Annotated in this window: 15 protein-coding genes; 13 read left to right on the top strand and 2 right to left on the bottom strand. The window is 48.2% G+C overall.

The genetic code is table 11. The features are described from left to right. Positions 1-9 precede the first annotated feature (9 nt). The 10 genes from FM042_RS07035 (at position 10) to FM042_RS06990 (ending at position 8131) form a co-directional block, all read left to right on the top strand. Complete coding sequence (locus tag FM042_RS07035) at positions 10-897, top strand: ParB/RepB/Spo0J family partition protein (protein ID WP_143235717.1); 888 nt, start codon at positions 10-12, stop codon at positions 895-897. Between the two features lie 222 nt (positions 898-1119). Continuing rightward, positions 1120-1518 (top strand): ATP synthase subunit I, encoded by a 399-nt coding sequence (locus tag FM042_RS07030; RefSeq protein WP_143235716.1) that lies wholly within the window; start codon positions 1120-1122, stop codon positions 1516-1518. Positions 1519-1533: 15 nt separating this feature from the next. Next, on the top strand, positions 1534-2382 hold the full coding sequence (gene atpB / locus FM042_RS07025; RefSeq protein WP_143235715.1) for a F0F1 ATP synthase subunit A: 849 nt from the start codon (positions 1534-1536) through the stop codon (positions 2380-2382). Between the two features lie 89 nt (positions 2383-2471). After that, positions 2472-2726 (top strand): F0F1 ATP synthase subunit C, encoded by a 255-nt coding sequence (atpE, locus tag FM042_RS07020; RefSeq protein WP_143235714.1) that lies wholly within the window; start codon positions 2472-2474, stop codon positions 2724-2726. 38 nt (positions 2727-2764) lie between these two features. Beyond that, positions 2765-3235 carry a F0F1 ATP synthase subunit B gene (gene atpF / locus FM042_RS07015; RefSeq protein ID WP_143235713.1) on the top strand — a complete coding sequence of 157 codons (471 nt, stop codon included), beginning with the start codon at positions 2765-2767 and terminating at the stop codon, positions 3233-3235. Positions 3236-3252: 17 nt separating this feature from the next. After that, a complete protein-coding gene (atpH, locus tag FM042_RS07010) occupies positions 3253-3786 on the top strand; it encodes a F0F1 ATP synthase subunit delta (RefSeq protein WP_143235712.1) in 534 nt (177 codons plus the stop codon). Positions 3787-3800: 14 nt separating this feature from the next. After that, a complete protein-coding gene (gene atpA, locus FM042_RS07005; protein WP_143235711.1) occupies positions 3801-5342 on the top strand; it encodes a F0F1 ATP synthase subunit alpha in 1542 nt (513 codons plus the stop codon). Between the two features lie 55 nt (positions 5343-5397). Further along, complete coding sequence (gene atpG / locus FM042_RS07000; protein ID WP_143235710.1) at positions 5398-6258, top strand: F0F1 ATP synthase subunit gamma; 861 nt, start codon at positions 5398-5400, stop codon at positions 6256-6258. Between the two features lie 40 nt (positions 6259-6298). Continuing rightward, positions 6299-7684, top strand: coding sequence for a F0F1 ATP synthase subunit beta (gene atpD, locus FM042_RS06995; protein ID WP_143235709.1), 1386 nt, complete (start codon positions 6299-6301; stop codon positions 7682-7684). Between the two features lie 18 nt (positions 7685-7702). Then, entirely contained in the window at positions 7703-8131 is a 429-nt protein-coding gene (locus FM042_RS06990) for a F0F1 ATP synthase subunit epsilon (protein WP_143235708.1), read from the top strand. An 88-nt stretch (positions 8132-8219) separates the two neighbouring features. On the opposite strand, the gene FM042_RS06985 is transcribed toward FM042_RS06990, so the two are convergent. After that, positions 8220-8765, bottom strand: a complete 546-nt coding sequence (locus FM042_RS06985) for a hypothetical protein (protein WP_143235707.1) — start codon at positions 8763-8765, stop codon at positions 8220-8222. Positions 8766-9001: 236 nt separating this feature from the next. Here FM042_RS06985 and glmU point away from each other — a divergent pair, with 236 nt between their 5' ends. Next, positions 9002-10381: a bifunctional UDP-N-acetylglucosamine diphosphorylase/glucosamine-1-phosphate N-acetyltransferase GlmU gene (gene glmU / locus FM042_RS06980; protein ID WP_143235706.1), complete on the top strand. Its 1380-nt coding sequence runs from the start codon at positions 9002-9004 to the stop codon at positions 10379-10381. A gap of 2 nt (positions 10382-10383) precedes the next feature. After that, positions 10384-12213: a glutamine--fructose-6-phosphate transaminase (isomerizing) gene (gene glmS / locus FM042_RS06975; protein WP_143235705.1), complete on the top strand. Its 1830-nt coding sequence runs from the start codon at positions 10384-10386 to the stop codon at positions 12211-12213. Positions 12214-12394: 181 nt separating this feature from the next. Here the strand turns inward: glmS and FM042_RS06970 are convergent, their stop codons facing one another. Then, complete coding sequence (locus tag FM042_RS06970) at positions 12395-16432, bottom strand: NACHT domain-containing protein (protein WP_143235704.1); 4038 nt, start codon at positions 16430-16432, stop codon at positions 12395-12397. Between the two features lie 207 nt (positions 16433-16639). Between FM042_RS06970 and FM042_RS06965 the strand changes: the two genes are divergently transcribed. Beyond that, positions 16640-17467, top strand: a complete 828-nt coding sequence (locus FM042_RS06965; protein WP_143235703.1) for a TnsA endonuclease N-terminal domain-containing protein — start codon at positions 16640-16642, stop codon at positions 17465-17467. Positions 17468-17485 lie beyond the last annotated feature (18 nt).

The raw sequence follows: 17485 nt of genomic DNA, 5'->3' as shown, positions 1-17485 counted from the left end.
ACTATGATTATGACTGCAAAAAAACGAGGTTTAGGACGCGGCTTAGATGCCCTGCTCGCCACTAGCGCAAATGCGGTAGCGCGACAAGAATCTCAGCGTGTTGATCTAGCGGAGGCGCTCGATAAAGGTGATTTGCGTAAACTTCCCGTCGAATTTTTACGCCCGGGCAAATACCAACCCCGTAAAGACATGTCGCCCGAAGCCCTTGAAGACTTAGCGAATTCGGTAAAAGCCCAGGGGATTATTCAACCCATCGTGGTGCGCCCGTTGGCAGAGAAAGACAGCTTTGAAATCATTGCTGGTGAACGTCGTTGGCGTGCTGCGCAGTTGGCTCAGCTCGATACGGTTCCTTGCTTAATCAAAGATGTGCCCGACGAAGCGGCAGTAGCTATTGCCCTGATTGAGAATATTCAGCGTGAAGATCTTAATCCACTGGAAGAAGCCAATGCGCTAAAACGCCTTATGGATGAGTTTGAAATGACCCATCAAAGCGTGGCTGAAGCCGTGGGTAAATCGCGCACCACCGTGACCAACTTATTACGCCTAACCCAACTCAACAGTGATGTGAAGATCCTGCTCGAGCGAGGAGACATCGAACTTGGCCATGCCAAAGTTTTGCTTGGCGTAGAAGGCGAAATGCAAAGTGAGTTGGCGCGTATCATTGCCGCCAAAGGGATGACCGTTCGTGAAGCCGAGCAATTAGTGGCTCGCGCACTCAATCCGGTGAAAAAAGAAGAGAAGAAAGTCGACCCGGATGTGCAGCAGCTTGAGCAAAAGTTGAGTGAGACCTTAGGCGCGAAAGTTGCGATTAGTCATAATCGTAAAGGACGTGGGAAGTTGGTGATCAACTACGCCTCGCTCGACGAACTCGACGGAATTCTAGCCCATATTAAATAACTGGTCGGATGCTTATAACATCTGCAGTAGAGCGAGGTAGCATTCCTGTTCACTTCGCTCTAGTTTTCCACCGACTTCATTTGCAATTTCAGGCGAAAACTTTATAATCTGCGCAGCTTTTGCTGGGGGGCTTGTGAGCCTCGCCCATCAGAATTTTTAAAACATCGCTACTCGACCGTTCGAAAGCGGTGTTTTTTGTCAGGAAAATGAAAGGTTTCGGATATGGCGGCCCAACATCACCATGAGATGACGCATAAAGGCCGGATCCTTGCTAAGCGCCTACTACGGCTGCAAGCCATTAGCGCTGCCCTATTAATTTTCATTTTTGGCCTGACCATGGGAATGTCCGCGGGAATTACCGCCACAGCCGGTGCAATTATTGGCTTACTTCCCAATATCGTATTTGCCGCGTTCGCGTTTCGAACCGGAGGCGCCCGCGCCGCACCCGCAGTGGTGAACAGTTTCTACGTGGGCGAAGGTTTAAAGATTGCACTCACCATGTGCTTGTTTGTATTGGCTTTCGTTACGCTCGAAGGCCCTTGGTTACCGCTCTTTGTCGTATTTGCCGTAATCACACTCATGCACTGGATAGCACCAATTTTACATTTGAAAATTAACTAACTTGGGTTACTTAACATGGCTGCTGATGGAAAAATGACTCCAACGGAGTACATTTCGCACCACTTGCAGAATGCGCAGATCGGTGAAGGTTTCTGGACCGTGAATGTGGATTCTCTCGGGATGGCGATTGTACTTGGGACCTTCTTCGTATGGCTTTTTGCTTACGTTGGGCGCAAGGCAACAACAGGCGTTCCGGGAAAACTGCAATGTTTTATTGAAATGGTCGTGGAATTCGTCGATACCTCGGTGAAAGAAACTTTCCATGCCAAGAGTAAGTTGATTGCGCCATTAGCCCTCACCATTTTCGTCTGGATCTTCTTGATGAACTTGATGAAGCTGATTCCTATCGACTTCTTCCCATTGTTCTGGGGCTTGCTTGGTATCACCGTAGCTAGCGGTTTGGGCAAAGGCGAAGTATCCGAAGGTGCTGGCGTCATCGCACGGGCCATGGATCACCCATGGAGCTACATGAAAGCGGCCCCGACCACCGATTTGAACGTCACCTTGGGCCTCGCCCTCGGTGTGTTTGTTCTTATTATCTTCTACTCAGTGAAGCACAAAGGCTTAGGCGGGTTTGTAAAAGAGCTCACCTTTACGCCATTTAATCACTGGGCATTGATTCCGTTTAACTTGGTTCTCGAGCTCGTGACCTTGATTGCAAAACCAATCTCGTTGTCATTGCGTTTGTTCGGAAACTTGTATGCCGGTGAGCTGATCTTCATTCTGATCGCGATGATTGGTCTGTTCCAGCTGCCACTTCACTTCGCATGGGCGGTATTCCATATTCTGGTTATTATCTTGCAGGCGTTCATCTTTATGATGCTCACGATTGTGTACCTGAGTATGGCGAGTGAGAAACATTAGTGACGAATTTGGGCGTGGTATCACGCCCAGTGAATCCAAAGGTTTATTTGTACTTTTAACTTTAACTATCTGAAAAACTGGAGATATCAATGGAAACTGTAGTTTCGTTTACAATCTTAGCTGTAGCAATCATCATCGGTTTAGCTGCTCTGGGTACAGCAATTGGCTTCGCCATCATGGGTGGTAAGTTCTTAGAAGCAACTGCTCGTCAACCAGAAATGGCTGCGCAACTGCAAACTAAGATGTTTATCTTGGCAGGTCTTATCGACGCGATCTCAATGATCGGTGTTGGTGTGTCTCTGTTCTTCGTATTTGCGAATCCTTTTGTTGGCTTATTAGGCTAATTGAAACTCGACGGTCACCAACTTAGAGGAGATCCGTTGTGGATATCAACGCAACTCTACTAGGTCTTATGATCGCGTTTGTGGTCTTCGTACTGTTTTGTATGAAGTTCGTATGGCCACCTCTGAACAACGCTATCGAAGAACGTCAGAAGAAAATTGCTGACGGTCTGGCAGCATCAGAGCTCGCAGAGAAAGATCTAGAGCAAGCGCGCAAGCAAGCAGACGACGAGTTAAAAGCAGCAAAGCTAGAAGCTGCCACCTTAATCGACCAGGCCAAGAAACGGGCCGCTAAATTGGTTGAAGAAGAAACTCAGCGTGGCCATGCAGAGCGCGAAAAGATTATCGCTTCCGGTTATGCAGAAGTGGAAGCTGAGCGTAACCGCGTTCGTGAAGAACTGCGCAAGCAGCTGGGCGTTTTAGCCATCGCTGGTGCGTCGAAAATCATCGAGCGGGAAGTTGACGCGCAGAAGCAAAGCGACATTGTTGAAAAACTTGTCGCTGAATTGTAATCACGGGGGTAGAGCAGATGTCGGAACAAACTACGATCGCTCGCCCCTATGCCAAAGCAGCTTTTGATTTTGCTGTTGAGCAGGGTGCGATCACCGAGTGGCACGACATGTTGGAATTTGCGGCAGCAGTTGCAGTTCAAGAAGACATGCACCACTTCCTAAAAAGCGCCACTAGCCGTGACCAAGTCACCAACGTATTTGTTGGTGTCTGCGGTGAACAGCTCAACGCGAACGGCCAGAACTTAATTAAAGTAATGGCAGACAACGAACGCTTGGTAGCCTTACCTGAAGTAGCGCGTTTATTCGCCCTGCTGCGGGCAGACTACGAAAAAGAGGTCACTGTGGATGTTGTGTCTGCAGTTGAACTCAACGACGCCCTTGCGGCGAAGTTAAGCGCAGCGTTAGAAAAACGTCTCGCACGCAAAGTTAAGCTCAATTGCAGTGTAGACCCGTCTGTTATGGGCGGATTGTTGATCGAGGCCGGTGATCTGGTCATCGACGGCACACTGAAGAGTAAGCTGACACGGCTTGCCAACACACTGCAATCATAATCGGGGACGAGAGCATGCAACTGAATTCAAATGAAATTGCAGAACTGATCAAAAAACGAATTGAGAAGTTCGAAGTTGTCAGTGAAGCTCGCAATGAAGGTACTATCACCGCTGTAACAGACGGTATCATCCGGATTACCGGATTGGCCGATTGTATGCAGGGGGAGATGGTCGAGCTTCCTGGGAATCGTTATGCCATCGCACTAAACCTTGAGCGCGACTCAGTAGGTGCGGTAGTAATGGGTCCATATGGCGACCTACAAGAAGGCACTAAAGTTAAATCAACCGGTCGTATCTTAGAAGTTCCAGTAGGACGTGCGCTGTTAGGCCGCGTTGTGAACACACTAGGTATGCCAATTGATGGTAAAGGCGCAATCGACGCAGAAGGCTTTGAGCCAGTTGAGAAAATTGCACCGGGTGTAATCGAGCGTAAATCGGTAGATCAGCCAGTACAAACAGGCTACAAATCAATCGACTCGATGATTCCAATCGGCCGTGGCCAGCGTGAGCTGATCATCGGTGACCGTCAGACCGGTAAAACAGCGATGGCTGTTGACGCCATCATCAACCAGAAAGGCACTGGCATTAAGTGTGTGTACGTTGCAATTGGTCAGAAAGCATCGACCATCGCTAACGTGGTACGCAAGCTTGAAGAGCACGGCGCCCTTGAGCATACCATCATTGTTGCGGCATCTGCGTCTGAATCAGCCGCGCTGCAATACTTGGCTGCGTACTCTGGTTGTACTATGGGTGAATACTTCCGCGACCGCGGTGAAGACGCGCTAATCGTATATGATGATTTGTCGAAGCAAGCCGTTGCTTACCGTCAAATTTCATTGTTGCTGCGCCGTCCGCCAGGCCGTGAAGCATTCCCTGGTGACGTATTCTATCTACACTCGCGTTTGTTGGAGCGTGCTGCTCGCGTTAATGCTGATTACGTTGAGAAGTTCACCAATGGCGAAGTGAAAGGCAAAACCGGTTCATTAACGGCATTGCCAATCATCGAAACACAAGCAGGTGACGTATCTGCGTTCGTACCGACCAACGTAATCTCGATTACCGATGGTCAGATCTTCCTGGAAACTGACCTGTTCAACGCAGGGATTCGCCCAGCGGTAAACGCGGGTATCTCGGTTTCACGGGTAGGTGGTGCTGCGCAAACTAAGATCATCAAAAAGCTGGGCGGTGGTATTCGTCTTGCGTTGGCTCAGTATCGTGAATTGGCCGCGTTCGCGCAGTTCGCTTCTGACCTCGACGAAGCAACACGTTCACAGCTTGAGCATGGTCAGCGCGTTACCGAGCTGATGAAGCAGAACCAGTATGCGCCAATGAGCGTTGCAGAGATGGGTATCTCTATCTATGCAGCTGAAAAAGGTTTCCTGAAAGGCATTGCCATTAACAAGATTCAGGATTTCGAAGCCGCCCTGCTCTCTTACTTTAAGAGCGAGCATGCGGAGCTTATGGCGAAAATCAACGAAACAGGCGATTACAACGACACTATCGATGCGGAAATCAAAGCCGGAATCGAGAAGTTCAAATCAACTCAGAGTTGGTAAGAAGCGGGCCGCAGGAAACTGCGGCCTTCAGTCGTTGTAACGCAGGAGATTAATCATGGCCGTTGGTAAAGAGATTAAAACTCAGATCGCGAGTATTAATAATACTCAGAAGATCACCAGCGCGATGGAAATGGTCGCTGCGTCCAAAATGAAGAAGGCGCAGGAACAGATGGCGTTAAGCCGTCCGTACGCTGAGTCCATTCGCAAAGTGATCGGCCATATTGCTCAAGGTAACCTCGAGTACCGCCATTCGTGGCTGGAAGATCGCGAGGTAAAACGCGTTGGTTACATCATCGTTTCCACAGACCGCGGTTTGTGTGGCGGCTTGAACAGTAACGAGTTCCGTAAAGTAATTCGTGATGTGCAAGTTTGGCAAGAGAAAGGCGTTGATGTCAGCTTCGCTGCTTTGGGTAGTAAAGCGTCAGGCTTTTTTAAACGGTTATCTGGCAGCATCCTGTCACAAGCGTCAGCTTTCGGTGATCGTCCGAAAGTAGAAGACGTGATTGGTACGGTCACTGTTATGCTCAAGGCCTTCGAAGAAGGTGAGCTCGACAAGATCTACTTGGTGTACAACAAGTTTGTAAACACCATGACTCAGGAGCCGGTGATCAACCAGCTGTTGCCGTTGCCAAAATCAGAGACTGCCAAGCGTGAACACGCCTGGGATTATCTGTATGAACCGGATGCTAAGTCTATTCTGGACACGCTGTTGCGTCGGTTTATTGAAAGCCAGGTATATCAAGGCGTGGTAGAAAACCTCGCTAGCGAGCAGGCCGCTCGAATGGTGGCAATGAAATCCGCTACTGATAACGCTGGCCAGCTTATTGACGACCTTCAGTTGGTTTACAACAAGGCCCGTCAGGCTGCGATTACCCAGGAAATTTCAGAGATTGTTTCGGGTGCCGGTGCAGTTTAAGGCAACAGTCAGAAAGATTTGCAGAGTTAGAGGATAAGTCATGAGTCAAGGTAAGGTCGTCCAAATCATTGGCGCAGTTGTGGATATCGAATTTCCACAAACTGACGTTCCAAAGATCTACGACGCACTCCGCATCGCTGAAGGCGATCTGAAAGGGTTAACCCTGGAAGTTCAACAACAGCTTGGTGGCGGTGTTGTGCGTTCGATTGCACTAGGTACTACCGACGGTCTGCGTCGTGGTCTGAGTGTAGAAAATACAGGTGAATCAATTTTGGTTCCAGTCGGTAAAGCCACGCTAGGACGTATTATGAACGTTCTCGGTGACCCTATCGACGAAGCAGGTGATATCGGTGAAGAAGAGCGTATGTCTATTCACCGTGAAGCGCCTTCTTATGAAGAACAGTCAAGCTCAATTGAACTACTGGAAACAGGCATCAAGGTTATCGACTTGATTTGTCCGTTCGCCAAAGGTGGTAAAGTGGGTCTCTTCGGTGGTGCCGGTGTAGGTAAAACCGTAAACATGATGGAGTTGATCCGGAACATCGCGATCGAGCACAGCGGTTACTCAGTATTCGCCGGTGTTGGTGAGCGTACTCGTGAAGGTAACGACTTCTATCACGAGATGAAAGACTCTAACGTACTCGATAAAGTAGCGCTCGTGTACGGTCAGATGAATGAGCCTCCTGGAAACCGTTTGCGTGTAGCACTGACCGGTTTGACCATCGCTGAGAAATTCCGTGATGAAGGCCGCGACGTACTGTTCTTCGTTGATAACATCTATCGTTATACCCTAGCCGGTACCGAAGTATCAGCACTTCTGGGCCGTATGCCATCTGCGGTAGGTTATCAGCCTACGTTGGCAGAAGAGATGGGTGTACTGCAGGAGCGTATTACGTCAACCAAGACGGGTTCAATCACATCAATCCAGGCGGTATACGTACCTGCGGATGACTTGACTGATCCATCGCCAGCGACCACGTTTGCTCACTTGGATGCAACCGTTGTATTGTCGCGGGACATCGCGTCTTTGGGTATCTACCCAGCGGTTGACCCGTTGGACTCAACGTCACGTCAGCTGGATCCACAGGTTATCGGTTCTGAGCACTATGAGACGGCCCGTGGTGTGCAAACGGTTCTTCAGCGTTATAAAGAGCTGAAAGACATCATTGCTATCTTGGGTATGGACGAATTGTCTGAAGAAGATAAGCGCACGGTAGCGCGCGCTCGTAAGATTCAGCGCTTCTTGTCTCAGCCGTTCTTCGTAGCCGAAGTATTTACGGGCTCGCCAGGAAAGTACGTATCCCTGAAAGATACCATTGCCGGCTTTAAAGGCATTCTTGACGGTGACTACGATAGCTTACCAGAACAGGCGTTCTACATGGTTGGTACCATCGACGAAGCAGTCGAAAAAGCCAACAAAATGTAATCGAACGGGAGGTTTGTAATGGCGGTATCCACAGTACATCTGGACGTAGTAAGCGCTGAAGATCGTTTGTTCTCCGGCGACGTTCGCTCGATCCAGGTGACGGGTAGTGAGGGTGAGCTTGGTATTTTACCGGGTCACACTCCATTGCTGACCGCCCTGCAACCTGGCATGGTTCGCGTAGTAACCGCAGACGGTGAAGAAGAGTTTTTCTACATCGCCGGTGGCGTTATGGAAGTTCAACCAGAATCAGTTACCGTGTTGTCGGATACGGCAGTACGCGGTGGTGAGCTGGATGAGCAGGCAACTGAGAAAGCCATTAAAGAAGCGCGCGAAGCGCTGGCCCACTCATCGCCTGATATGTCCTACGCCGAAGCTGCAGCAGAGCTTGCCCGAGCAGTTGCCCAGTTGCGTGTATTGCAGCAACTGAAAAAGCGCAAAGGCAAATAACAGGTTCGCAAAGGCGATCAACCGATCATAAAAAAACCCGGCTGCAGTTAGCGCCGGGTTTTTCTTTTTTGCTGAAGAGCAGCATTCACTAGAAACGAAATCCGAGAGTGACGCCCCCTGCGGTAACAGAGTCAGGACGAAATGCGCCGGTATCGTATGCGGAGCGTTCACGGCCGCTCACCCATACATCTAAGCCTACATTCGACCAGTTATATCCGAGGCCACCGGTAAGTTGACCACCGCTCACGTTGCGGGAGCGCTCAAAGCCCTCTAACTGCACCCGATCTTGAAACACACCACCGCCGACATACCATTTAAACCCGGTACGGTTTAGGTTGCTTCCCCAGAGCAATAAAGCTTCTCCGGTATCGTTGCTTAACGAGCTGAAATCCTCGTGCTCGAGCTGCGCATAGTTAACGCGCAAGGCAAGCTGGGATCGGCCGGAGTCTGCCAGTGCGGCCTGAAAATTGACACCTGGGCCGCGAAATTTATTGTCGCTGTCGCCATTTTCAACATTTACACCAAAACCACCGAATCCAACTTGAAAAGGCTTTACCGTGTCTGGGAGTGCGGGCATGGCAAACATGGCCGTTGCAAACGCTGTACTGAATATCATCAATTTACGTGTCTTCATAACTACTCCTTATGTGGCTGAACTTAGACCGCCTTACTCAAAGGGTTGATGTTGAGTGGGCGTGTATTGCAAGTTCAGTGTTAATAGCCACTATTGATGGTTCAGTATTGATACTATGCGGGCATGACATGAAGTAAAGTCTCTTTGCGTTTTGTTGTCATTTCTTAGGCTTTCGAAGCCTGCTAGAATAGACGCCAATTTAGTGAAGATTAGTGAATACAAGGAATCAGGCTTTTATGACCCAGCCTTCTCTTAATGTTGTGATTCTAGCGGCAGGCAAAGGCACTCGGATGCGCTCGAGCCTACCGAAAGTGCTGCACCCAGTGGCGCAAAAACCGATGGTGGCCCATGTGCTTGATACCGCGTTGGCCCTTGGCGCTGATCACCTGCAGTTAGTGTATGGCCATGGCGCCGAACAACTCAAAGCGGCCCTGAACGAGTACGATGTTAACTGGGTGGAACAAGCCAAACAACTAGGAACCGGACACGCGGTTCAACAAGTGATTCCCCATATCCAAGATAATGAAACAGTGTTGATTTTATATGGCGACGTGCCTCTGACGCGCCCAGAAACCCTACAAGGCTTACTTGCAGCCAAGGGTAATAATGCGTTGGCACTACTCACGGTCACCTTGCCTGATCCCACCGGTTACGGTCGCATTGTGCGCACCGAGAATGGTGAGATTTCGGGTATTGTTGAGCACAAAGATGCATCGCCAGCGCAACACCGTATTCAAGAAGTAAACACCGGCATGATGGCGGCCAATGGTGCCGATCTTAAACGTTGGTTAAAAAACCTTGATAACAATAATGCCCAAGGTGAGTTTTATCTCACGGATGTCGTGGCTATGGCTGCCGCTGAAGGTGTACAAATTGCCAGTGCCCAACCAAAAGATATTCCCGAAGTGGAAGGGGCGAACAATCGCCTACAATTGGCAGGCTTAGAGCGAGCCTATCAACTTCGGCAAGCGGAAGCCTTGATGATTGCTGGCGCCACCCTACTCGACCCAGCGCGCATCGATGTTCGCGGTATGGTTCGAGTAGGTGAAGACGTAGTGATCGACGTAAACGTCGTGCTGGAAGGCAATGTATTTATCGGCGATGGTGTGGTTATCGAACCAAACTGCGTAATCCGAGATAGTCATATTGCCAATGGTGCGCGCATTAAAGCGAACTCGGTTGTGGAAGGCGCAAAAATCGGTGAACAGGCCCAAGTGGGTCCGTTCGCGCGATTACGTCCAGGCGCGGAATTAGCAAAAGATGCCGCCGTAGGCAACTTTGTGGAAATGAAGAAATCATACTTAGGTGAAGGCGCAAAAGCGGGACACCTTACCTATTTAGGTGACGCCACGATCGGCGCCGGCGCAAACATCGGTGCAGGCACCATTACCTGTAATTACGATGGCGTAAACAAACATAAAACCCAGATAGGGGCAGGTGCCTTTATCGGTTCCAACAGCTCGCTGGTTGCACCGGTGAACATCGGTGCAGGCGCCATTACCGGTGCCGGTTCAGTAATTACCACGGAAGTGCCCGACCATGCTTTAGCGGTAGGTCGCGCAAAACAACGGAATATTGAGGGCTATAAACGCCCCTCCAAAAAGGGAGAGAAGTAATTATGTGCGGTATCGTTGGAGCCACAGCTGAACGGCGGGTAGCCGGAATTTTACTCGAGGGCTTACGCCGCTTAGAGTACCGTGGATACGATTCAGCGGGGATGGCGTTACTCAACGACGATGGCTTGCAACAAGTGCGCCGCGTGGGGAAAGTACAAGCCTTGAGCGAAGCGCTGCAAGAAACCGGCGTGAACGGTATGAGCGGTATTGCCCACACCCGTTGGGCGACCCATGGCGGTGTAACCGAAGCAAACGCGCACCCACACTTCTCCAATGGCACTCTTGCGGTGGTGCATAACGGGATTATTGAAAATCACGAAAGCCTGCGTAAAAAATTGCGCGGCTTAGGCTATGCCTTTCAGTCACAAACGGATACCGAAGTGATTTCACATCTGATGCATCACGAGCTGGAAAAAGGCGTGAGCTTACTGGATGCCTTAAAGACGACCGTAAAGCAGCTTGAAGGCGCTTACGGCACCGTGATTATGGATAAGCGCTTCCCAGGCGAACTGGTTGTTGCCCGGTCAGGTAGTCCGCTGGTGATTGGCTTAGGTATTGGCGAGAATTTTATCGCTTCCGATCAGCTCGCCTTGTTGCCGGTCACGCGTGATTTTATCTATTTAGAAGAAGGCGACGTAGCTTCGGTGACCCGTGAGAGCGTGACTATTTTCGCCGCTAACGGTGAGCAAGTGGAGCGCGACATCGTGACTTCCGATTTGCAATACGATGCTGGCGGTAAAGGCGAATACCGCCACTACATGCTCAAAGAAATCCATGAGCAGCCGTTTGCTGTGCGCAACACTTTAGAAGGACGCGTGGATGGCGAGTCGATTCACGTAAACGCCTTTGGTGAAGATGCCCAAGCCATTTTCAAAGATATCCGTCATGTGCAAATTGTCGCCTGCGGCACCAGCTATCACGCTGGCATGGTGGCACGGTATTGGCTCGAGCAATACGCAGGCGTGTCGTGTAACGTGGAAATCGCCTCGGAGTTCCGCTATCGCAAATCCCATGTGTTCCCCGGAAGCTTGCTGGTTACTATTTCGCAATCGGGAGAAACGGCCGATACCTTAGCGGCACTGCGCTTAGCGAAAACGCTGGGCTATCGCTCTACCCTGACGATCTGTAACGTGGCGACGTCCTCCATGGTGCGTGAGTCCGATCTCGCATTCTTAACGCGAGCGGGTGCTGAAATAGGCGTGGCGTCGACTAAAGCCTTCACCACGCAATTGGCGGGCTTGCTCATGCTCGTGGCGGCCCTTGGCCGTTACAACAGCATGGCGGAAGGTGTAGAGGCCCGTATTGCCCATGCGTTATCGGTTCTTCCAAATCATTTAGAGCACGCGCTGAAGATCACCAAAGAAATCGAAGCCCTCGCAGAAGAATTCGCGGATAAAGAACACAGCTTGTTCTTGGGCCGCGGTGAGCAATACCCGATTGCTATGGAAGGTGCGCTTAAACTCAAAGAAATCAGCTATATTCACGCGGAGGCCTATGCCGCCGGTGAATTAAAGCATGGTCCGCTGGCGTTGATCGACGCAGAAATGCCGGTAATCGTGGTGGCACCAAACAATGAGTTGCTGGAAAAGCTGAAATCAAACGTAGAAGAAGTACGCGCCCGGGGCGGCATTATGTATGTATTTGCCGACCGCGACGCGGAATTCGCCAGCGACGAAAGTATGCGCGTGATTAACCTCGATCACGTCGACGAAATTGTCGCCCCTATCGTGTACACCATCCCGCTTCAGCTTCTGAGCTACTACGTCGCCATCATTAAAGGCACCGACGTAGACCAGCCACGGAACCTGGCGAAGAGTGTGACGGTGGAGTGATTGCCGGTTGTGAACATTAAAAGGGTGTGGTGTAGTAATAAAGTTTCATACTAAGTAATAAAGTGTCATACTAAGTAATAAAGTATCATACTGAAACCCCATTACGAACTTTGTTTGGGATGGGGTTTGCTGGTTGGCGGTAGTTTTTCTTTTTGAGCGATATCGGTGTCCAGGCGGGTAGCTATTGATGCATGTCTAAATCAAGAACAAATACCGTAATCCTCTCTCGCTGCTCATCAGTGAGTTTTTCCTCGATGGAGGAGCGTAGTTCATCGGCTGTGGAAATTTCGCTAGCAACCTTACCCGCAATTTTCTCATTGCGTCCGAACCAATATACTAAATAGATACCATATCCGCCCGCATCGGGATGTTTAGTATACAAACGTTCTAGCTGTTCTGAGCTGGCCGTGTAAAGTTCCCTATGCCACTGCCCCTTAGCTTCAATAGGAACCATTAAATTACAATTACCATCGATATACGTTACTGTAATATCACAGCGCTTCTCGTCACTCATCCGAGACTCTAGATCAATCTTAATACGGCGCGGCTGTAATGAAACTTGCATCTTGTTAGCTACTTCACGTGAGCAATCTTCCTCGTCACAGTGGCGTAGATGCGCGGTTTTTTTTCCGTCGTCAGAGTTTATTTCTTTATCATAAAAAGATTTCTTGCTATGAAGCTCCGATCCATTAAGCCTCTTTTGTAAAGCCTGTAGTTCATCAATAACAATCTCCTTTAATTGCTCCACGGAGATGATGGATTTTGAGCTAAGAAAGTCATTAAGCCTCGCTATACTCGGGGGAGTATATGAAGCATGAGCAACATTTAATCTTACTCTAGCAATAATTGATTGTATGGTTTCTTTTTCCTCTTCAAATCGAGAGTCTTTCAATAATCTTTGTAGCTCGATCAGGGTCGTACTTTCTGAAGCATCGCTCAGAGAGTGCAGTAGTTTGCGAACGCGCCGGTAGCCTTGTTCATTTTTAGGGCTTCCGGTTCCGTAGGAAAGAGGAAGCTTGCAATACGGCCAGATATCAATCAAATCACAAAGCATTTTAATCCGAAGATCAGCTGGAAGAGGTCTGGAAACATCTCCAGTATCGTTCGAACCAAAGTCATCAAGTTCAGAAAGATGAAAAATAGCAGTTTCGTCTTTTACTAATGCACTCCAGTATTTCTCTGGCTCTTGAAGGTGTTGCAAACCTCTTGTTAGCCAAAGCCGACTCTCTTTGCTTGGTTCAAAATCCTGACCGGAAGACAGGATTACATAATGGTCGGCCCGTTTTTTAATCAAAGTTATGAGCTGGGGATACACGGATACATCAAGAGCTGCTGTAAATAATTGCTGCTCAGGCCAATCGGCAGGGAGCTCAACCTGGGTCATCCATTCAATGGCTAATGCACCAAACACTTTCGCATCACTTATGATGTCTCGTATTACGTCGACATACTGCAACTGATAAGAAAGCTTGGAAAGTTGCGGTTCAATGACTTGGCGAGCAAAACGGGTTCTATCTTTGATATCAATAAATAGAAAACTTTCGATTGCGTGGATAGCGTCCAGTGTAAGCTGATCATCATCATACGTTTCGTTCGCTGAAAACGAAAGGCGTGCGTATTTGAGCGCTTCCAGAGGAATGTTATCAAACGATACTGCTCCCTTATGAGCTAAGATGACCAAGGCTCTAAGAATTAAAAGTTCCGAGGTGTCATTTAGGGCTACAAGCGCTCGCCTATCCGTCCGATCAAGCTCTGGAAATGAAGCAGCTCTGCGTAACGCGCCACTTAGAAAGCTGGCCTGGTGCGTGAGCAAACTAAAGTCATAACCATGGTCACCGAAAGGCAAATTCAATATTTTTCCAGCGACTAGTAGCAAAGCATCGCGGTTTTTGCCCGATGCGAGAGTGTTAAGCGGAAGGGGTTTGCGTTCTTGTTTAACGCAGTTCTCATCCTTAAGGTATCCCTTGCGATAGTAATATGAATATTTAGAAATATTTCTGGAGCTCCGCTCCAGCCGATACCAAACTCTGGCAAACGCAGGATCCTCTTTTGCGTGTTCCCTCATCAGGCTCCGAACTTGACTGTACTCTGGGTTCGGCCGGTTAAAATGGCGATAGACTTTCTGATACAACGCTTCCCAAAGCAAAAAATTACGGGTCTCAAACGCGGCCTGAACTAGGAATTTTTTGTCGCCCACTATCAGGCAGATGCCGCTATGGCGATGGTGGATTGAAAATGACCAAATATCACTTATTTCATCGACCGAAGAGCACTGAGAACTTGCGTAAAGAATAAATCGGCGCCGATAATCATCATTACTATTGAGTAAATTGACTGAACTCGAATTAACAATCGAGCTTTTGAAAGTATTATTAAACCGTAATGGAGAAATCCAACGAAACAGAGTTTCAAGCGGAAATGTGGTGCTGGGATCATCGTCGATACAACGATCGACAAGAATAGCAATGACTTTACTGAGACCATAATAGTCCGCTTTTTGGGCCTCGTCTTTGAAATCACGGGTTGATAACTCAAGTAGAAAATATTCTATTAAGAACTCTGCCTGCGAACGTTCTATAACATTAGCTATTTCTTTAACATAATAATGTGAGGTGGACGGTTGCCACGTCCATTTGGCATTTGAGCCATATGATCGCGCTGATTGATGAAAAAAGATGCAAAGTATCTCAAATGTGCTTAATTGAGGGTGCTCAATAATGCACTTTGCTGATAATCGTAAAGCGATGTGGGACCCTTGCTGCATCAATTCAATTGTAAAGTTTGCTAGATTGGATGCTGCGGAAGTCGAGAGTGCTCTATATGCGAGAGTACGGAAATGATCTGAGTAAGCATTAGATAAAGCAATACTTTGCAACTCACATATCAACTCAGAGCTAGCCTCTGTGCCAACAAGTAACTCCAGAACTACATCAAGCAAATGAGTTTTTCGAGACTCTGGATCAAGTAATATTTTTCGTACAGAATCTACTAGCCCAACATTTATGAAATCAAAGCTTTGTAGCTGTTTCCATCCATCAGAAGCTCGAAAATAGGGATCCTCTTTTGATAACTGCTCAATACGATTAAGTAATGTGATGCGCTCGCACGTTGAAAACAAACTAATATCGCCATCCGTTAGGATTGAATATGGTAATAGCTCTACAAGTTGTGTGCGAATGTCAGAGTCTCCTAAGCTAGCAAGCCAAGCTACTAAGCCTCGAAGATCAGGACGTACTACTTGATTAGGCGCAATTACGGTCAGGAGTTCACGGATTTTGAGGTGGGGGTTTGGAGAACTAGTGATAACGCTAACAAGGTAAGACGCTGCTCCGTACTCAGCTATGGTTCGGTGAGCTGGGCGGAATGAACCCGGCTGCGGGCCTGGGCTAAATAGAGCAGTTTTCAGAACTTCGCTTTGTAACAGTTCAGTAGTCGAAACTGATTCAACGGGTGTGAAACCTGAAAGCTGCGATGAGCTGGTTACAACGACACCTGTTTTTGCAGCAAGTAAAAGTTTAGCGAAAATCTCATGAGCATTCTGAATTCGTGCAAAAAGAGATGACTTTAGAGTATTTGTGTAGTCTTCACGTAATTCTTTAGCCATCTGTTCAGTGGCTTTTTTGAATGCATCTGTTTTTGTCGTATACGTTTCTCCTTGAGCCCAAGCTGCCGCCAAAATCAAGAGTAATTGCGGGTTATCAGTGAGCTCCCAAACGCCAGCAGTTAAGAGTTCATCTTTAAAGGTTAGATAACCTGAAACGCTTTCGACCGCATTAAATATGGCGCGCTTGTCCTCTTCGGATAGAGGTTTGAGCGTCACTGTTATAAGTTTGGCGTATTGGGCCTTCATTACGTGAGTATGTGCCATGCCCCATTCACTCGCCCGACTTGAAATAACTAGTCGATTTGGTTTTGATTTCATAGCGAAATGAATTATTTTTCGAAGCTCATTTGGATGACTTGAAGGTAATTCATCGAAGCCATCTATAAGTAAAAGGGGGCAATAGTCCTGTACAACAGAGTACTCAACGCCAGCAGCCTCAAACATTTTACCATCATGCAGATTAGCTATGTTCTTCAACAACGAGCTTTTGCCGGCACCAGGCTCTCCAAGAACTACCAAGCAGTCCCATTGCTGGTTAAAGATCTCGCTTTCAGAATGTGATTCATCTGATGTTTTGTCATGGATCAGAAGTTGTCGAGCGCAATAAATACCCAATTATGAAGTTCCCTTTATCACCTTTGCGGGCCTTTCTTAGATTGTGCGATATTACACATAATCCCGCAAACAAGTCTTAGTCATTCCGGATTGTTTGTGCTCTCTTTGTAGAACAAATATCCTAAGATATAGATCCTATGAGTAATAAAGTTGCATACTCATAACTCACTGACTAACATAGCTTAAATGCTGAGTCGGGAATAATGTATGCCCAAGAAAAACCACCATATATCCGAAAAAACGCTTCTCAAATGGGTCAACGAGGGGCGTGGCAGTGGGCACGGCTCGGAATATCGACCATGGCTCACGGTTCGAGATCTCCCCTCTCTGGGTCGAGTTCACCGCATTTTTGGCCATAAGTCAAAACGTACCCACCATCTCCTTTCTGATCTTGAACTTGCCGTATTCCTCCTACTCGAATGGCTACCTGAAGTCACCGATATTCGCGAGCAATTTCCGCTTGATAGAACGCTTACTAAACAGTTAGCGCGAGATGCAGGTATACGCCACCCTGCTCAGCAAGGCGTTGAGCATTTTATGTCGACCGACTTTTTAGTTGATACAACCGATGATTCAGAGCCCAAATACGCGCTTCAGGTGAAGTACTCCAATGCACTTGATGATGAACGCACGGTAGAAAAACTGGAGCTCGAGCGTCGCTTCTGGCTTGAAAAAGGAATCCCTTGGTACCTAGTTACTGAGCAGCAGATACCAAAAGCAGTGTTGGCCAATGTCGAATGGTTGTACCCTGCAGGTCGTCGGGATGACGAAGCCGAATTACAATTAGAGCAAATAGAGTTCTACCAACATCACTTTAGTGAAGCTGGTAATACAAAGATTATTGAAGTGTGTAAAAGACTGGATATGGCTTACGACCTTGAGCCAGGTGAGTCGCTGGGCGAAGTCAGAGTGCTTCTGGCCAAGCGCTATTTCGATTTTGATTTTTTTACGCCAATTAGAAAGTTAAAAGCTAATGAGATAAAGGCAGCGAATAGTAAACATATTCAGGAGGTGTACCGTGTTTCGAATCAATGAGGTACTACTATTCCATGA

This window comes from Aliidiomarina halalkaliphila, assembly GCF_007096385.1.
Lineage (GTDB): Bacteria > Pseudomonadota > Gammaproteobacteria > Enterobacterales > Alteromonadaceae > Aliidiomarina > Aliidiomarina halalkaliphila.
The sequence above is the reverse complement of the archived record's forward strand: the minus strand, read 5'-3'. Positions and strand labels throughout refer to the sequence as shown.

Coding starts and splice junctions, on each gene's coding strand:
- atpB (WP_143235715.1), top strand. CDS start 1,534: ATGGCTGCTGATGGAAAAATGACTCCAACGGAGTACATTTCGCACCAC.
- FM042_RS07030 (WP_143235716.1), top strand. CDS start 1,120: ATGGCGGCCCAACATCACCATGAGATGACGCATAAAGGCCGGATCCTT.
- atpD (WP_143235709.1), top strand. CDS start 6,299: ATGAGTCAAGGTAAGGTCGTCCAAATCATTGGCGCAGTTGTGGATATC.
- atpH (WP_143235712.1), top strand. CDS start 3,253: ATGTCGGAACAAACTACGATCGCTCGCCCCTATGCCAAAGCAGCTTTT.
- atpE (WP_143235714.1), top strand. CDS start 2,472: ATGGAAACTGTAGTTTCGTTTACAATCTTAGCTGTAGCAATCATCATC.
- FM042_RS07035 (WP_143235717.1), top strand. CDS start 10: ATGACTGCAAAAAAACGAGGTTTAGGACGCGGCTTAGATGCCCTGCTC.
- glmU (WP_143235706.1), top strand. CDS start 9,002: ATGACCCAGCCTTCTCTTAATGTTGTGATTCTAGCGGCAGGCAAAGGC.
- atpA (WP_143235711.1), top strand. CDS start 3,801: ATGCAACTGAATTCAAATGAAATTGCAGAACTGATCAAAAAACGAATT.
- FM042_RS06985 (WP_143235707.1), bottom strand. CDS start 8,765: ATGAAGACACGTAAATTGATGATATTCAGTACAGCGTTTGCAACGGCC.
- glmS (WP_143235705.1), top strand. CDS start 10,384: ATGTGCGGTATCGTTGGAGCCACAGCTGAACGGCGGGTAGCCGGAATT.
- FM042_RS06990 (WP_143235708.1), top strand. CDS start 7,703: ATGGCGGTATCCACAGTACATCTGGACGTAGTAAGCGCTGAAGATCGT.
- FM042_RS06965 (WP_143235703.1), top strand. CDS start 16,640: ATGCCCAAGAAAAACCACCATATATCCGAAAAAACGCTTCTCAAATGG.
- atpG (WP_143235710.1), top strand. CDS start 5,398: ATGGCCGTTGGTAAAGAGATTAAAACTCAGATCGCGAGTATTAATAAT.